At 72.5% G+C, this 17,439-nt stretch carries 11 protein-coding genes; 2 read left to right on the forward strand and 9 right to left on the reverse strand.

Going from position 1 to position 17,439, the window contains the following annotated elements; genetic code table 11:
- Positions 1-114: 114 nt before the first annotated feature.
- From ACWGJB_RS31310 to ACWGJB_RS31325, 4 genes are all read right to left on the reverse strand, one after another.
- Complete coding sequence (locus ACWGJB_RS31310) at positions 115-3,363, reverse strand: Tat pathway signal protein (protein WP_453383413.1); 3,249 nt, start codon at positions 3,361-3,363, stop codon at positions 115-117.
- 106 nt (positions 3,364-3,469) lie between these two features.
- Complete coding sequence (locus ACWGJB_RS31315; protein WP_453383414.1) at positions 3,470-4,876, reverse strand: NAD(P)/FAD-dependent oxidoreductase; 1,407 nt, start codon at positions 4,874-4,876, stop codon at positions 3,470-3,472.
- Positions 4,877-4,885: 9 nt separating this feature from the next.
- On the reverse strand, positions 4,886-5,542 hold the full coding sequence (locus ACWGJB_RS31320; RefSeq protein WP_453383415.1) for a rhomboid-like protein: 657 nt from the start codon (positions 5,540-5,542) through the stop codon (positions 4,886-4,888).
- Positions 5,543-5,624: 82 nt separating this feature from the next.
- Positions 5,625-7,139: an MFS transporter gene (locus ACWGJB_RS31325; protein ID WP_453383416.1), complete on the reverse strand. Its 1,515-nt coding sequence runs from the start codon at positions 7,137-7,139 to the stop codon at positions 5,625-5,627.
- Positions 7,140-7,262: 123 nt separating this feature from the next.
- Here ACWGJB_RS31325 and ACWGJB_RS31330 point away from each other — a divergent pair, with 123 nt between their 5' ends.
- Entirely contained in the window at positions 7,263-7,949 is a 687-nt protein-coding gene (locus ACWGJB_RS31330) for a pentapeptide repeat-containing protein (protein WP_453383417.1), read from the forward strand.
- A 19-nt stretch (positions 7,950-7,968) separates the two neighbouring features.
- Here the strand turns inward: ACWGJB_RS31330 and ACWGJB_RS31335 are convergent, their stop codons facing one another.
- Together ACWGJB_RS31335 and ACWGJB_RS31340 are read right to left on the reverse strand one after the other, a co-directional pair.
- Positions 7,969-13,227 (reverse strand): hypothetical protein, encoded by a 5,259-nt coding sequence (locus ACWGJB_RS31335; RefSeq protein ID WP_453383418.1) that lies wholly within the window; start codon positions 13,225-13,227, stop codon positions 7,969-7,971.
- A gap of 173 nt (positions 13,228-13,400) precedes the next feature.
- The gene (locus tag ACWGJB_RS31340; protein WP_453383419.1) at positions 13,401-13,901 is read right to left on the reverse strand and encodes a hypothetical protein; all 501 of its coding nucleotides are present in this window, start codon (positions 13,899-13,901) and stop codon (positions 13,401-13,403) included.
- A gap of 7 nt (positions 13,902-13,908) precedes the next feature.
- Between ACWGJB_RS31340 and ACWGJB_RS31345 the strand changes: the two genes are divergently transcribed.
- A complete protein-coding gene (locus tag ACWGJB_RS31345) occupies positions 13,909-15,321 on the forward strand; it encodes a M1 family metallopeptidase (protein WP_453383457.1) in 1,413 nt (470 codons plus the stop codon).
- Positions 15,322-15,327: 6 nt separating this feature from the next.
- Here the strand turns inward: ACWGJB_RS31345 and ACWGJB_RS31350 are convergent, their stop codons facing one another.
- The 3 genes from ACWGJB_RS31350 to ACWGJB_RS31360 are packed head-to-tail and all read right to left on the reverse strand — an operon-like array spanning position 15,328 to position 17,351.
- Positions 15,328-15,855, reverse strand: a complete 528-nt coding sequence (locus ACWGJB_RS31350; RefSeq protein ID WP_453383420.1) for a GNAT family N-acetyltransferase — start codon at positions 15,853-15,855, stop codon at positions 15,328-15,330.
- Between the two features lie 19 nt (positions 15,856-15,874).
- Positions 15,875-16,477, reverse strand: coding sequence for a Uma2 family endonuclease (locus ACWGJB_RS31355; protein WP_453383421.1), 603 nt, complete (start codon positions 16,475-16,477; stop codon positions 15,875-15,877).
- Positions 16,478-16,502: 25 nt separating this feature from the next.
- Positions 16,503-17,351 carry a helix-turn-helix domain-containing protein gene (locus ACWGJB_RS31360; RefSeq protein WP_453383422.1) on the reverse strand — a complete coding sequence of 283 codons (849 nt, stop codon included), beginning with the start codon at positions 17,349-17,351 and terminating at the stop codon, positions 16,503-16,505.
- Positions 17,352-17,439: the final 88 nt, after the last annotated feature.

Raw genomic sequence — 17,439 nt, forward strand, 5'->3', positions numbered from 1 at the left:
CACCCCTATGTCGCGTGGCGTGTCTCGTCCCGCGCCCCGCGCCGCGCCCCCCCGCCCCCCCCCCCCCGCCGAGTCGTGGGGGCGGGCGGGGGGCCGTCGGCGGTCGGTGCGGGGTCAGCCGGTGACCGTCTTCGTCGGCTTGCTGGTCGCCGTGCCGTCCTGGTGGCCCGTGCGGTGGGCCGTGACCTTCACGGTGATCTTCTTGCCCTTCTGGGCGGCCTTCAGGGTCAGCGTGGACTTGGTGGCACCGCTGATCGCCTTGCCGTTCGCATACCACTGGTACGTGTACGAGGTCGCCGTCGGGCTCCAGGTGCCGTGCGCCGCCGTCAGCTTCTTCCCGACCTTCGCCGTGCCGCCGACCGTCGGCGCCTTGGTCGCCTTGGGCGCGACCCCCTTCGCGACCGTCACCGCGGCCGAGGTCGCCGACCCGCTCAGCCAGCCGCTCTTCACGGCCGTCACGGTCACCGTGAGCTTCTTGCCGAGCAGGGCCGCCGGGACGGTGTACGACGCGGCGGTCGCCCCGGAGATCGCCTTGCCGTCGGCCTTCCACTGGTACGTGTAGGAGGTCGGGGTCGCCGACCAACTGCCGTTGGCCGCCGTGACCTTGGCGGCGACCTTGGCCGTGCCGGTGATCTTCGGTGCGGCCGTGCTCGCCAGCTTGGGCTGGGTCACCGTGAAGGAGCCGCTCGGGTACTCGCAGCACGTGGTGAACACGCTGACGTTCCAGGTGCCGGCGGCCACGCCCGTCAGGTCCAGGGTGGCGGTCACCGAGCGGTTGTCGGCGGCGACCGAGTCGGCCTTCGCGGAGACGGTCCTGCCGGACGGGCTCAGCCGTACCTCGGTGTTCGGGCCGAGCGCGGTGCCGGTGACCGTCACCTTGACCTTCGTACCGCTCACGCCGGTGGCCGGGCTGATCCCGGTGACGCTCACCTTGTCGGTGCCGCACAGGGTGGACTGGCAGGCCAGCCGGGCGCTGTAGGCGGTGCCGGACGCCGTCTCGGGGAGGCCGAGCAGGAACACGGTCGGGGTGAGTGCCGTGGACGAGCCGAGCGTGTCGCAGTCGTAGCCGTCGCCGTCCGTACCGATGTAGTGGACGCAACCGTTGCGCCAGGACGTCGGGTTGTACAGCGCCGGTACGGCCGTGGCGGTCGCGCCGGTGGTGTCCTTGATGTCGGCGGAGAAGCTGTCGAGACCGGCGGTCGGCAGCACCGCGCAGACGGCGCTGTGCGTCTCGTCGAGGGTGCCGGTGACCGGGCCGTAGCCGTACGCCACCGACGGGACCCTGGTGCACTCGGGCGCGGGGCCGTCGGCGGTCGCGATGCGCAGGGCGTCCAGGTGGTACACGGGGGAGGCCTGCTGGCCGGCGGGGGTCTGGACGAGGACCTGGTGGGTGGTGGAGCCGGTGACCGCGCAGGCGCTGTTGCGGTAGGAACACTCGACCTTGCCGTCACCGCCGATCACCGTGAGGTTCGCCGCGCCCAGCGCGTCCCGCACGTTGACGTGGACGACGTCGGTGGCGGCGGGGGTGGTGACCTGGACGCAGTCGACGGTGCCGGCGGCGCCGTAACCGCGCTTAACGGAGGGGCCGCCGACCTTGGCCGCCGCGGTCTTCGTGCAACCCGCCGAGGTCGCGGAGGCGGTGACGTCCCGGCGGGTCAGGGTGTAGGCGGCGGCCTTGTCCTGGCCGGTGACCAGCACGGTGTGGGCCTTGCCCGGGGTGAGCGGGCAGACGGTCCAGCCGTTGGTGGTGGCGTAGCGCTCACAGACCTTCTTGCCGGTGGAGTCCAGTACCGAGAACTTCGCGGGTACGTCCCCGGAGCCGGCGGTCAGCTGGAGCAGCTCGGTGCCGGTGTGGGCGCCCGCCGGGATGCTCAGGCACTGCGAGAAGACACCGCCACCGGTGGTGAACGTGGCCTTCGCGCCGTCGGCCGCGAAGCTGCCCGCGGGCAGCACGGGGCAGCCCTCGGGGGCGTCGGTGCGGTGCAGGGCGACCCCGTAGGAGCCGGTCGCGCCCTCGGCCTGGTACTCGCTGTGCAGCAGCACGCGGTAGGGCGCGGTGCCGGTGAGCGCGCAATCGCCGTCCGCGAGAGCCTGCGCGTCGCACTGGGCGGTGCCGCCGGCGTCGACGACCTCCACGTCGGCGTCGACGCCGGCGGAGACGAGCGGGGTGAGGGCGGCGATCCGGGCGTTCTGCGGGGCGGGCAGGACCAGGCAGTCGTACTGGCCGGGCGTGTTCAGCTCGCCCTGGTGCAGGCCGTACCCGGTGGTCACGCACCCGGCGTCGGAGGCGCGGTCGAGGACGATCACGCCCTGGCGGGCGGTGCCCTCGGGGATCGCGGTGTAGGTGCCGGCCGCGGGCACCCGGCACGGGTCGGTGCCGGAGCTGCACACGGTCCTGCCGTCCGCGCCGTAGACCTGGACCGGGCCGGTGCCGCGGTCCTCGTTGACGTAGTGGACGGTGTAGAGACCGGCCTTGTCGGTGGTGAAGGTGTAGCAGCCGCCGACGGTGAGGTCCTGCGGGTCCAGGGCGCCATAGGGGTGGACCGGGGCGGTGGTGCAGCCCTGCGGGTCGTTCAGGCGGCGGGCGGCGACCGTGTACCCGGCCGGGAAACCGTTCTCCGAGTAGGTGACCTGGGAGATCACCCGGTAGGGGCCGCTGCCGGTCAGTACGCAGCCGTCCTCGCCGTCCTCCGGGAAGCGCGGGCAGATACGGGCTCCGGTCGCGTCGGTGAGCCATGCGGTGGTGCTGCCGTAGACCGAGGTGGCGGCGGTGAGGGCGATGCGCTCGCCGGGCTGCCCGGTGAAGGGCTGGCAGTCGACCTCGGCCGGGCTCACGCTGGTGCGGGTGGCGGGCGGCTGGTCCCAGCCGGTGCCGGCCGGATCGAAGCAGCCCGGGGTGGCCGAGCCGAGCGGGACGACGGTGAGCGTCGAGGCGGCAAGGTCCCAGCCGGTGTTGACGACCTTGAGGGTGTAGGTGCCGGCCGCCGGCAGGTCGCACCAGCCCTTGACGCTGTACGCGTTGTCGTAGCAGTCGAGTTGGGTGCCGTCGGCGGTGTACAGCTGCGGGTACAGGTCACTGCTGCCGGCGCCGAGGGAGACCAGGTGCAGGCCGGGCGCCTCGGCGGTGAGGGTGAAGCACGTACTGCCGTCCGCCGGCACCGACACCTTGGCCTCCGCGTCCCCGGGGTCGCCGAACGACGCGAGGGCCAGCGGTGCGCACACCGGGTCGTCGGCGCGGGCGGACCCGGCGGTGGTGAGGGTGAGCAGCGAGGTGAGCAGGGATACGACGAGTACCGTCACGGCGGTGAGCCGCCCGGGTCTCGCCGACGGGCCGAAACCGGTGTCGGGCACGGGGTGCGCCATCAATTCCCCCCTGGAATACGAATGTTGGGGCGATGGTCGCACACAGGTGTGACACAGCCTCAACGGGTTTCCAGGGGCGTCCGCGCCCGAGGTGCGGTGCGGTGCGTCAGTGCCGCCCCGCCACCCGGTCCGCGATGCGTGCCAGGCGGGACGACTCGGTGCTCGGGTGGAGTCGTTCGCGCTGGTCGGCGGTGCGGTAGGTGGCGTACATGCCCTGTACGCCGAGCCAGCGGAAGGGCTCCGGCTCCCACTTGCGGACCTTGTGGTTCACCCACGGCAGCTCCGTCAGGTCGGTGCGGCCGGCCTGGCCGGAGTCGAGCTGGACGAGGTCCCGCAGCGTCCGTCCCGCGAGGTTGGTGGTGGCGACACCGGAACCGACGTATCCGCCCGCCCAGCCGAGCCCCGTGGAGCGGTCGAGGGTGACGGTCGCGCACCAGTCGCGCGGGACTCCGAGCACCCCGGACCAGGCGTGCTCGATGCCCACCCCCGCGAGCGCAGGGAAGAACCGCACCAGGATCTCGCGGAGGGCCTCGATCGTCGCCTCCTGCGTCCGGCCGTCGTTGTCCGTCCGCGACCCGAAGCGGTACGGCACCCCGCGCCCGCCGAGCGCGATCCGCCCGTCGGCCGTGCGCTGGGCGTACATGTAGGCGTGCGCCATGTCGCCGAGGGTCTGCAGCCCCTGCCATCCCACCGCCCCCCACTGCTCCTCGGTCAGCGGCTCGGTGGCGATCATCGAGGAGTTCATCGGCAGCCAGGTGCGCTTCTGCCCCTTGAGGTTCGCGGTGAAGCCCTCGGTGCAGCGCAGGACGTAAGGGGCGCGGACCGTGCCGTAGGGCGTGACGGCGTGCCGCGGCCGGATCTCCGTCACGGGGGTGGACTCGTGGATCCGCACCCCCAGCGCCTCCACGGCCGCCACCAGCCCCTTCACCAGCTTCACCGGGTGCAGCCGGGCCCCGTGCGGGGTCCAGGTCGAGCCGACCGCGTCGGCGACGCGGATCCGCTCCCGGGTCTCCCCGGCGCCGTACAGCTCGCGGTCCTTCTCGCCGTACGACAGCTCGTGCTCGTGGAAGGCCCTGAGGCGGGCCAGCTGGGCCGGGGTGGTGGCCACTTCCAGCACCCCGCCCTTGTGCAGATCGGCGTCGATACCCTCGGCCGCGGCGACCGCCACCACCTCGTCGACGGTCTGGTTCATGGCCCGCTGCAGCCGTACGGCGGCCTCGTGGCCGTGCAGCGCGGCGTACCGGTCGCGGCCGGCGATGCCGTTGTAGAGCCAGCCGCCGTTGCGGCCGGAGGCGCCGTACCCGCAGAACTTCTGTTCCAGCACCGTGATCCGGAGGAAGGGGGCGGCCTTCTTCAGGTAGTACGCGGTCCACAGTCCCGTGTACCCGCCGCCCACGATCACCACGTCCGCGGTGGCGTCCCCGTCGAGCGGCTCCCGCACCGCCGGGAGACCGTCGTTCGCGTACCAGAAGGAGATGCCCCCGTTGACGACACTGCTTGCCGAGCTGCTCATGGGCGGACGTTAACCGTTGAGGGTGGCCAGTGTCTCCTTCGGATTCCATGCTTTTCCGCGGCCTCTGACCAGCGGATAGCAGGCGAGACCGATCAGTGTGGCGACGAAGTGGCCGAGGTCGGTGAAGGTGGGCGACTCGGTCAGCGGCAGACCGTAGACGAGCAGGACGACCGCGATGTACGGATACCGCCAGGGCGTCGCGAGCCGGTACGCGAGCACCGCGATCACCCCGGCCAGCGCGTAACTCACCCCGATGTCCAGGGTGTTGACCGCAGAGTGCGGGGCGATGCCGTCATGGATGCCCTTCAGCAGCGCACCCTCGCTGATCAGGGTGGCCAGCACGTGTGCGGCCACGCACACCAGCAGCCAGCGGGCCGTACCGAGCCAGCGTTCCGCGGGTGCGTGGAAGACGGTGTAGAGGAAGGCGTACGGCACCCAGTGGCCGCCATCGATCCACATCGCGCTGGCGACCAGCACCCGCACCGGGTTGTCCGACAGCTCGCGGATGTTGGTGGACCGCTGCCGCAGGAACTGCTGTTCGAACTCCGGTGACATGTGGTGCAGCGCGACGGTCGTCATGAAGAGAACCGCGAGCCAGACGTACGTGCCGGGGGCGCTGCGGACATACGCCCACGCCTTGCCGCCGAGACCCCGGAAAATTCGCATGAGGCGATTCATGCACGGGCGCAACGTCGTGTGGGTGATTGACATACCGGCGGGCTGATCGCGCAGCAGGCCCGCCGACCGCTCAGCCGACCGGTTCTGCCACCGGGGACTGCGTCCGGGCGTCCTGCTTCGGGGGCTTCGCCGTCACCAGCAGGGCCGCGGACAGGCCGGCCAGGAACATGATGCCGGACGCCCACCAGATGGCGGTCGTATAGCCGTGTACGACGGATTCCGGGACCACGGCGGCCCGCTGGGCGGGGCTGTGGAGGTGGGCGGCGAGGTAGGCCGCGCTGCTGCTGGTGGCGATCGTGTTGAGCAGGGCCGTACCGATGGACCCGCCGACCTGCTGAGAGGTGTTGACGGTGGCCGAGGTGACCCCGGAGTCCTGCGGGGCCACGCCCGCCGTCGCGGTGGCGAAGATCGGCATGAAGGTCAGGCCCATGCCGAGGCCGATCAGCACCAGGGCGGGCAGGATCTCGGTGGGGTAGGAGGGGCTGACCGTCATCCGGGTCAGGAGCAGCAGACCGCAGGTGGCCAGCAGCATCCCGGGGGCCATGAGCATGCGCGGCGCCACCCGGTACAGCAGGCGCGCGGATATCTGGGTGGCGCCGGTGATGATCGCCAGGGTCAGCGGGAGGAAGCCGAGGCCCGCCCGGACCGGGGAGTAGCCGAGGACGACCTGGAGGTAGTAGGTCAGGAAGAGGAACAGCCCGAACAGGGCGATGGTCGCGAGCGCCATCGTCAGGAAGCAGCCCGCGCGGTTGCGGTCCCTGACGATGCGCAGGGGCAGAAGGGGGCTCGGGGCACGGCTCTGCCACCGGAGGAACCCGGCGATCAGGACGACCCCGGCCGCGAACAGGCCGAGGACCAGCGGGTCGCTCCAGCCGCGCGGCTCGGCCTCGCTGAAGCCGTAGACGATCGCCACCAGTCCGCCGCAGCCCAGCAGTGCGCCGGGTACGTCGAGCCGGGCGCCGGTGTGGCCCGGGCGGTCGCGCAGCAGCGCGGAGGCGCCGAAGACGGCGAGGACGGCGATGGGCACGTTGACGTACAGGCACCAGCGCCAGTTCAGGTACTCGGTGAGCAGCCCGCCGACGATGAACCCGATGGCCGAGCCGCTGCCCGCGAGGGCGCCGTAGATGCCGAAGGCCTTGCCGCGTTCCCGGGGGTCGGTGAAGGTCGTCGTCACCAGGCTCAGCGCGGAGGGCGCGAGGACGGCGGCGAAGACGCCCTGGAGGGCGCGGGCGCCGAAGAGCATGCCCGGGGTCTGCGCGGCGCCGCCGAACGCGGAGGCGACGGCGAAGCCGGCCAGCCCGACGACGAAGGTCCGCTTGCGGCCGACCAGGTCGGCGATCCGGCCGCCGAGCAGGAGCAGTCCGCCGAAGGCGAGTGTGTAGGCGGTGATCACCCACTGGCGGTTGCCGTCGGACATGCCGAGAGCACGCTGTGCGGAGGGGAGCGCGATGTTCACGATCGTCGCGTCCAGGACGACCATCAGCTGGGCGAGCGCGATGATCACCAGGCCCCACCAGCGGTGGGTGTCGGCCGCGTCCCTGCTGGGATTCGTGCCGGGCGTTTCACCCGTTCGGGCGCTGCTCATTCGGAAAGAAGACCATGAATCGGTATGTGTCGCATCCTGGGGTGTGTTGTTCCTGGGACGCAGGTACGGTAGCCGGGTACTGGTCCGCCTTCCGTTGTCAGTGGTGCCCGGCAAGATGGGGGCATGGCGAGGACAGCGGCCGGTGGGTCCGGCGGTGGCAAGGTGAAGGGCGCGCGGCGGCCGAAGGTACGGCTGCCCGAGCTGGAACCCTGGGGCGGCGGCGAGCTGGAGCCGGACGGGGACTACGACGGGCTGCAGTTCCGGGAGGCGGACTTCGTCGGGCAGGACGGCGCGGGCGCCCGGTTCATGGACTGCGCGCTGACGGGCTGCGCCTTCGACGGGACGGGGCTGCGCCACGCCCGGCTGCTGGACACGGTCCTCACGGGGCCGAGAGGCGTCGGCACCGACCTCGCCGACGCGACCCTGCGCGACGTCGAGCTGGTCGACGCCCGCCTGGGCGGCACCCAGCTGCACGGCTCCGTCCTGGAGCGCGTGGTGATCCGCGGCGGCAAGATCGACTACCTCAATCTGCGCAAGGCCAAGCTCAGAGACGTGGTCTTCGAGGGCTGCGTCCTGGTGGAACCGGACTTCGGCGACGCCGTCCTGGAGCGGGTGGAGTTCGTCGACTGCACCCTCAAGGAGGCCGACTTCACGGGGGTGACGATGAAGGACGTCGATCTGCGGGGCGCCGCGTCCCTGGAGATCGCCAGAGGGGTGGAGCGACTGGCCGGGGCGGTGATCAGCCTGTCCCAACTGCTGGATCTGGCCCCCGTGCTGGCGGTCCAGCTGGGGATCCGCGTGGAGGGATGAGCCCGGCCGGCCGCGGTGCTCAGTCCTGGGGTGTGGCCGCGGCCGCCTTCCGCAGGCCCAGGTGGTCGTCCGGGTCCTGTAGCCGGTCCTGCTGGGCGGCCAGCATGCGGCGGACCACCGGTTCCGGCATGCGGATCACCACCGGCCGGGGCAGGGTCAGCTCCCGCACGGCGGTGCCGGTACGGCCGGGGCGCACGCGGTCGCTCACCCTCGCCACCACCCGCAAGTCCAGCGTGAACTGCACCAGGACCGAAGCGGACTTGGGCTTGTGCAGCGGCATCGAACCCGACGCGTTCACCGCCGAGTCGGCCGCGCCGCCGCTGCCACCGGCGTTGCCCATCAACTGGTTGAGGCGGAACTCGTCGGCGTTGAGCAGTCCCGCGCCCACCAGCCCGCGGGCCGATCTGCCGTGGTCGGCGGAGCTCAGGCCGTCCGTCTGGGTGGGCCGGGGCGCGTCCAGGTGGCTCTGCCCCACCGTCTCGAAGGTCATTTTGTCGCCGACGCCCAGCACCCGCCCGTCCCGCAGCCGCGCGTGCAGGGACGCCCGCAGGTCCTGGCCCGCCGCTCCGGTGGCGTGCACCGGCGGCAGTTCCGCCCCGGCGGAGGTCAGCAGCGGCAGCGCCGCGATCAGCCACTCGGTGGAGACGGCCTCGTGCAGGGTGTACGCGGCGGCCTGGCCCTTGGACCGGAAGCGGTCGCCGCCGCCCGCCTCCCGGACCGCGGAGCCGACCAGCTCCCGTATCTGCGGGGCGCCTTGGAAGCCGTTCACCTGCGCCTCCATCGGCAGCCGCACACCCCCCGAGCGCCAGGTGCCGAGCGCGGCCGGGCGGTCGCCCCGCGGGCCGGGAGCGGGCGCCACCGGCTGGTGGCGCGGCGCGGTCAGCCGGCCGAGGGCGGCCAGGTCCTTCTCCAGGACGCGGTGGGTCAGCGCCTGGCGGCCCAGGGAGACCAGCGCCACCCGGCGGTCGCCGCGGTGCAGTTCGAGGGTCGCCTCGATCGGCACCCGCATCTTCGAGGACTTCGCGGTCTTCGCCTCCGCGACCGTCTTCATGCCGAGCTGGCCGCGGCCCGCCGTGCCGGAACGCCGCGAGCCGCCCGAGCCGACGCCGAGCCCCGCCGCACCGCCCATGCTCTTCAGCTGCCCGGCGCCGCCGTCCGGTTTGCCGGAGCCGGCGAAGATCCCCTCCACGCCGGTCGTCACGCCCTCGTCGTGGGAGGTGGCCTGCTGGGCGACGGCCGCGGTGATGTACTCCAGGTCCCGGCCGTCGTCCGCCGCACCGTCGTAGCCGCCGTCGCCCAGGCGGTTGACCCTGAACACCGCCCAGTAGGGGGTCTTGCGGCCGTCGAACAGCTCGACGGTGACCCCGCCGTCCATGGCGCCGGAGAGCAGCCCGGCGCTGCCGTCGCGGTCCAGGACGCGCAGCAGCCGCTGCACGTTGTCGTTGCGGTCGGCCAGCTGCCGCCGGGGCAGCAGGTCGTCGGCGAGGCTCTGCTGCCCGCTCTCCGCGAGGCGGGTACGGAGCCGGGCCAGCAGCGGCACGAAGTTCGGCAGGTTCTCGATCATGCCGAAGCCGAGGGGCAGCGCGCGGTCGAAGGACGGACCGGTGGGGCGCGGCGGCGCGGACGTGGAGGAGCCGGTGGTGGAGCCGGCGGTGGAGGACCCGGCCGTGTCCGTCGTCGTGCCCGTGACGCGGGTCTTCTCTCGCCGGGTCCCTTCCCGGGCCTCGCGCTCGGCGCCCGCGCGGGAACTCTCCGCCGGTCGCCGCTCCGGCCGGGTGGACGGCGGCGTCGTCATCTCTGCCGCTTCGGCGTCGAGCTTCAGCTGCCTGCGGATCGAGGCCGGCAGCTGCGCCTCCGTCAGCCACACCGCCGCCTCGGCCGGCAGAGTGCGGGCGGCCGTCGCCACGTAGGGGCCGCCGCCGGTCACCTTGACCTCGGCGACCATGGTGACGAGCAGGTCGCACTGGACCAGATGGAGCGGCGCCTTCTTCGGGGTGTGGGCGTTGCGCTCGACCGTGCCGGACAGCGCCGCGGACCGGGCGTCGCCCTCGCTGGTGGTGCGGCTCCCCGACAGGCCCTGGCCCAGGCGCCACTCCGGGCCGTTCTCCGAGCCGGTGGCGCCCACCTGCCAGGTGCTGGTGGTGCTCTGCCCCTCCTGGCCGGCGGCCTGGTGGCCGCCGAGCACGAAGGTCTCCGTGCCGGGACCCGCGCTCCGGTGCAGGAACTTCGGGTTGGCCAGGGTGAGCCGGGTGCCCACGGCCCCGTTCAGCGCGGCGAGCCGCCGCGGATAGCGCAGGTTCTTCACCACCCAGCCGGAGGACGCGGCCTGCCGCAGCGCCGCCGTGACGGCCTGCGGGCCGAACCGCTCCTCGATCGCCAGTCGTGGCGCCAGCCCCTCGGCCTGCAGCGCGGGATCCTCGCGGACGCCCTTGTTGCGGGCGGCGGCCCGGGACAGCAGCTGGAAGGCGAGGTCCCGGACGGCCTGTCCGTCGCCGACCGTCTCCACCAGCTGCCAGTCCCGCAGCGCCTGCCCCGTGGACGGCCGGGGCACGAGCGTGGCCAGGTCGCCGATGCCCTCGGCGGTGACGGCATGGTCGGGCCGCGGGGTCTGCGCCCGCCGCCGGTCGCGTACCGTGTCCTGCCGCTGCCTGCCCTCCTCGTCCAGGGTGAACTCCGTCGGGGTGACCAGCCGTACGTCCTGCTCGTCCATATGCAGTCCGGCCAGCCGTTTCGACTCGGGCGCGTCCTGGCCCGGGGAGCCGGGGGTGAGGGCGCGGCCCAGCTTGCGCTGCCGGGAGGTCATGGTGACGTCGACGTCGAGGCGCAGGGCCGCCCCGAAGGTGCCGGCCTTCTCGGAGCCGTTGGTGAGGACGTCCGTGCGGGTGGTGGGGCCGGCCTGGTTGCGGCGGGTGCCGGCGCGGTGCCTCTCGTAGCGGGCCGAGCCGGTCAGCATGCCGGGGACGATCCTGGCCTGCCCGAGCACCAGACCGCCGATCGAGCGTGAACTGCTGCGTCCGCTCTGGGCGTTGCCGGTGACACCGGAGTGGCTGCGCACCAGCCAGTTGTCGGTGTCGCCGAGGTAGCCGGTCTCGCGGAGCTGCCCTGTGACGCGGAGCTGCACGTCGTGCGCGTGCAGCGTGGTCTTGCGGCGCAGCCGGACCCGGATGCCGGTCGTGGTCAGCTGGTCCTTGTTGACCCGCAGGTTGGTCTCGGACAGGGCGGCCATCAGCTCGCGGTGGTTGCGCCGCTGGAGAGCGGCCTCCTCCTTGCCGGGCGTCGAAGCCGCCGCGTCCGTACCGAAGGCGGGCAGGTAGCCGGCCAGCCGGGGGTCGGTCGCGAACAGCTCCTGCACGGCCCGGACCATGGGGCCGGTGTCGAGCTGGCTGAGGGCGACGCTGGAGCCCATGGCGCCGAAGGGGAGGTGCCGCTCGACGTCGACCTCGTTGCCGTTCTCGTCGGTCCGCCTGGGCTTCTCGATGAACTCCTTGGCCTCGGTGCCGGGCGGCAGCGGCAATCCGAGCGACTGGGCCTCGTCGGCCCGCAGACTCATCCACACCCGCATCGAGTGCCGGGCGACCCGGGTGCCGGGGCGCAGGATGTTCTCGGCCGAGCGCGGCCCGGTGCCCTCCGCGGTGAACTGGACGGTCGCGAGGTAGAGCACCTTGTCGCCGCGCACCTCCGCGCCCTGGCGGCTCGACACGGTCTGTTCGGCCACCGTGAACCGCGCCTTGCGGGCCGCCGCGACCGGCATGGCCGTGGCCCGCACGACGGCGGCGTTGCCGGCCGCTCCGACGCCGATGGCCGGGCCCAGGCCGCCGGTGACGGCACGCCCCTTGCCCGCGCTCTCGGTGACCGTGTGCTGGGTCTGCTGATGGGTGCGCAGCTGGGTCCCGCCGGTGCCCCAGGCGGGCGACATGCCGGTGATCTCGGCGCGCATGCGGTAGCTGCCGACGCTGCTGCCGTCCTTGGACGCCAGGTCCTCGCCGGTGACGCCGTCGCGCAGCAGCCGGGGCAGGTCCTCCAGGACGGTCGCTGTTGAGGTCGCCTCGTAGAGCCGGGCGCGGCCGGGTGCGCCGGGTGCGGTGAGCGAGGGGTGCAGGACGGCGGCGACCGCGTCGAACAGCCCGCCGCCGCCCTGGTGCGGGGCCGCGCCGTCGGTCACCGCGACCGGGGCCATGGAGTCGGCGAGCGAGACGCGCCGGGCGGTGTCCGCCTGGAGGGGCTGCGGAGCGGCGGGCGCCGGGGTGCCGGCCGGGACGAGGTGTTCGGTGGGCACGCGCTGGGTGAGGGTGCCCGAGCCGTGGAAGGTCTGCGCGTGCTGTGCCGCGTGCTGGGCGCCCTGCTTCTTGATCCGTACGCCGTACCGCACCTTGCGTGGTGCCTCCACCGAGCCCTTCTCGCTGCGCAGCACCCGCGGTTCGGCCACGTTGCGCTGGCTGCGGGACTCCCGCGAGGACTGCCAGGGCTGCGCGTTCGCCAGGCCGGCGCCGCCCAGCCACAGCCCCGGTACGACGGGCGCGAGCCCGAAGGCCATGCCGCCCAGGCCCTTGCTCGACCCGCCGCTCGCGGTGGTCGCGACGGTGGCGGCGGTGTTGTGCTGGACGTCGACCTTGGTGTCCTTGCCCTCGGCCTCGTCCACCGCGGCGAGCGGCGCTCCGTCCGGGTCCGGCACGGTGTTCGCGAGCAGGTCCTTGGGGTGGAAGACCGGTGGCCGGTCGTCGGGGGCACGGGAGACGGTGACGGTGACGTCGAACCACTCCTTGCCGTTCCTGCCCTGGACGGCGAAGGCGCGGCCCTGTCCGTAGAACGACTCGGGGCGTCCGGCGAGCTCGGCGCCGATGTCGGCGACCGTGCCGTCGCCGTGCCCGACCACGGCGGCCACCGCGTTCCGTACGAACTCGTGCCCGGTCAGCCCGTACGCCGTGGACAGCCCGGCGGCCTGGAAGTCCATCAGGTACGGCGGCAGCACCAGCCCCGGCTCGGTGCGCTCTTCCTCGATGGGGGCCACGGGCGCCACCGGCCGGCTGCGGACCGCCGACGGCCGGGAGACGCCTTTCCCCTTCGCGTCCCGCAGCGCCTTCGTCGTGGCCGCGTTCCCCGCGGCCCCCCGGAGGGCCAGCAGCGCGTGTTCCGTGGGCCCGATGGACGTGCTGGGCCCGGCAGGCGTGGTGGTGCCGATGGGCACGGTGGAGCCGATGGGCTTGGCGGTGACCGGTGCCCGGGAGCCCTCGGGAGAGGCGTCTTTTCCGCTGTCGCCTGCCTGTCGCTGCGTCCGCACGGAGTCAACGTAAAGGCGGCCGGGTCAGGCGGGACGCCTTCCGCCGACTCCGGCCCCACTTGTCACTCCCGCCTCGGTGGGCAGTCAACTTCCGTACATCCGGAGGTCGTTCAACCGCCTGGGAAGGCGCCCGGAACGGCGTCCGGGAAGCGTTCGGGAAGCGTCTGGGAAGGCTACGACACCCTCGGGAAACGGGCCTGGAGCGTCCAGATCGCCGGGTTGTCGGCCAGGCCCTCGTGCATGTCGGTCAGGTCGGCGAGGAGGTCGTGCAGAAAGTCGCGGGCCTCGCGGCGCAGTTCGGAGTGGGAGAAGGTGAGCGGAGGCTCCTCGGCCGGCATCCAGTCCGCCTCGACGTCCACCCAGCCGAAGCGGCGCTCGAAGAGCATGCGGTCGGTGGACTCGGTGAAGTCGAGTTCCGCGTGCTGGGGGCGGGCGGCCCGGGACCCCGCCGGGTCGCGGTCGATCCGCTCCACGATGTCGCACAGCGCCCACGCGAAGTCGAGCACCGGCACCCATCCCCAGGCTGTGGACAGCTCCCGGTCCGCCTTGGTGTCCGCGAGGTAGACGTCACCGCAGAACAGGTCGTGGCGCAGCGCGTGGACGTCCACCCGCCGATAGTCGGTCTGGGGCGGGTCCGGGAACCGGTTGGAGAGGGCGTAGCCGATGTCGAGCACGTCGTCGATGGTGTCATGGCGTCCTACGATCACGTGCGTGCCCCGATCCGTGCCCGTTCTCCCCTCCGTCCTGCTCTGCCTCGTGCTGGCCGCGTGCGACGGCGGGGTGCACGGCACCCCGGGCGGCGCGGGCGTCCACGACCCGTACTTCCCGAAGGCGGGCAACGGCGGCTACGACGTGAGCCACTACGCCCTGGACATCGGCTACGACCCCGGCACCCGCCGCCTCACCGGCACCGCCGTGATCACCGCCCGGGCCACCCGGGACCTGTCCGCCTTCGACCTCGACCTCCGAGGACTGCACGTCGACGAGGTCACCGTCGAGGGCAGGGAGGCCCGCTGGAACCGGGCCGGCCAGGAGCTGACCGTCCGCCCGCACGACGACCTGGACAAGGGCGAGACCTTCTCCACGACCGTGCGCTACTCGGGCCGCCCGGAGACGATCACCGACCCCGACGGCTCGAAGGAGGGCTGGCTGCGCACCGCGGACGGCGCGCTCGGCCTCGGCGAGCCGGTCGGCGCCATGGCCTGGTTCCCCGGCAACCACCACCCCTCCGACAAGGCGTCGTACGACATCAAGGTCACCGTCCCGAAGGGCCTCCAGGCCGTCTCCAACGGGGAGTTGAAGAGCGAGACGACCAAGAACGGCCGTACGACCTTCGTCTGGCACACCGCCGAGCCGATGGCGAGCTACGTCGCCACGGTCGCCGTCGGCCACTACACGGTGACCCGCTCCACCCTCTCCGACGGCCTGCCGGTGTACACGGCCGTCGACCCGACGCAGGTGAAGGCGAGCCGGGCGGTGTTGGCGAAGCTCCCCGAGATCATCGAGTGGGAGGCGTACAACTTCGGCCCCTACCCCTTCTCCTCCACGGGTGCGATCGTGGACCGCCCGGCGGATTCCGGGTACGCCCTGGAGACCCAGAACCGGCCGCTCTTCCCCGGCGCCCCGGACACCGGGACCCTCGTCCACGAACTCGCCCACCAGTGGTACGGCGACTCCGTCACCCCGAGGAGCTGGCGGGACATGTGGCTCAACGAGGGCTTCGCGACCTACGCCGAGTGGCTCTGGGCCGAGGACCACGGCGGCCCGAGCGCCCAGCAGACCTTCGACAAGGTCTACGCGGGCTCCAGGGGCAGCGGCCTGTGGGCGTTCCCGCCCGCCGAGCCGTCGAGCGCCGCGCACATCTCGGACCCGCCCGTGTACGACCGCGGCGCGATGGTCCTGCAGAAGATCCGCCAGACGGTCGGCGACGACACGTTCTACGACATCATCCAGGGCTGGGCCGCCACCCACCGCCACGGCAACGCGGACACGGCCGAGTTCACCGCGTACGTCGAGAAGAAGGCCCCCGGCAAGGACTTCTCCGCCATCTGGAAGAACTGGCTGTACGGCGACGGCAAGCCGTCCCGGCCATAGGCCCGGTCACCCCTCCGTCTCAGTCAGCTCCTTGCGCAGCACCGCACACGGCCGCCCGAGCTGACGATCCGGACGATGACTGATCACCTCGTACCCGAGGGCCGTCCAGAAGGCGAGCCCCTTCGGGTTGTTCTCCAGCACGGCGAGCCGTAGGGCGTCCCGCCCCGCCGCCCGGAACCTCTCCTCGACGCCCTCCGCGATCCGCCGCCCGTACCCCCGTGCCCGCGCCCCCGCGTCCACCATCAGCAGCCCGATCCACGGATCAGGATCGGCCGGATCAGGGTGCCGGGCCAGCGTGATCACCACCCCTACCAGCCGCCCCTCGGCTCGCGCCAGCAGCACCTCCACGTCCGGGTTCGCCAACTCGTCGGCCAGCGCACCGGCCACCTGCTCCGGCCGGATGTCGTCCGGATCCGGAAAGTCCCCACTGAGCGCCTGGAACTCCCGATCGGAGGCGTACAGGGCGGTCAACTCGGTGAGGAGTGGGCCGGGGATGTCGTGGTCGGGGGTGAGGGGGAGGGGGGCGAGGATCATGTCGGCAACCTATCCGGCCCTACTGGCCCGCAGGCTGGTAGCGGGGCAGGCCGTCCGTCGCGATGGTCCAGTCGCCGATGGTGACGTCCTCGCCGTAGACGAAGTCCTTGCGGGTCGCGTAGCGGGGGCCGTCGGGGGTGGGGTGGATGTCGGTGAGGACGGCGCCGGTGCCGGTGCGGGGGTCGAAGACCGCGTAGACGGGGATGCCGATCAGGGGGTAGTCGCGATCCTTGCCGATCCAGTCGTTGTCGGGATTGGAGCGGGAGACGACCTCGACGGCGGCACAGATCGTCCGGGGATCGAAGGTGGCCTCGACCTCCATGTCCGCCTCGGCGATCACCATCACGTCGGGGCGACGCATGATGCCTTGAGCCTCGTCCTCGACGTCCGGCTTGCCCGTGTGGGCCACGAGCTCCTCGGGCATCACTGCCTCCAGGCGTTTGCGCAGGCGGGACCGCGTCAGTTCGTGGGGGCCGTTGGGCGAGATCAGGTCGTGGACGATGCCTTCTCGGGTGATCTCGAATTTTCCGGGGATGGTGTCGTCCGTGGACTGCACAAGGTCCCGCATGGCCCGGTACCTGTGGGAGCCCGTCTCGCCGGCGTTGCCGGTAGCGATGGTCATGGCGCTCGTTTTCGTGCTGGGTCGCCTAGCTGAGGTCGGTTCGGCAGTCGCGGCAGAGTCCGGGGGTGGGTGAGCGGAAACCGCGGTCGCAGTGCTCGCAGTTCTGGACCCGGGCCGGGACGGGCGGCGGCGGGGCCGGTGTCCGGAATGGGGGCGGTGGTGGCAGGCGGTCCGCCAGCCGGTGGGCGAGCAGCGCGGCGGGGCGGCGCAGCTCCTCGGAAGGCAGATCGGCGGTCAGGGCCCGCACTATGGCGGCTGTGCTGACATCGCGTTCCAGCCAGGCGGCGACCCCGGGGGCCAGATGCTCGGTGTCGGTGGCCGACAGCAGCAGCCGGGAGTCGTGGCGGCGCAGGCGTGCGAGCAGGTCCAGGGCCTGCTGGAGCAGCGCGGGGGAGGGGCAGGCCGGGCGCGGTACGGGTGGGAGGGCTTTGCGGGCGGGCTTCTGCGGTGCCTTCGGCCGTGCTGCGGCTTCCGGCTGATGGGCGCGACTGCTGTGGCCGGGCCGGTTGCAGGAGACCGTGCGGGTCACGATCCGGCCGTCGGGCAGGCGTACGCGTTCGCGGCGCAGGTACCCGACCGCCTCAAGCTCCCGCAGCGCGGCCGCGATACGGGTCCTGCCCTCCTTCAGGCGCTCCGCCAGCGTCTTGATGTCGACCCGGGCACCGGCCGGAAGCGACTGGATGTGCACGCCGATCCCGACCGCGAGCCCCGACAGATCGGGGTGCTGGGCGAGGTCGTTGCCGATCACCACGAAGTGCGAGGTGTGGCGGGTGTTCTCGTGAATGAGCCCGCCGCCTGACCCCCGGTTCGGGTGTTTCTTGGCGGCAACACGGGACTCGGCGCACGAGGGCGCGCTAGGGTTTTTCGTATCCATCGGGAAGGGTTTCGCTTCCTGGGTGGTTAGGCCCTCGCACTGGGATTGCCCGTCCCGGCGAGGGCCGAAGTTTTTCTGCGGTTGTTGC

Source organism: Streptomyces sp. NPDC054813, assembly GCF_053611365.1.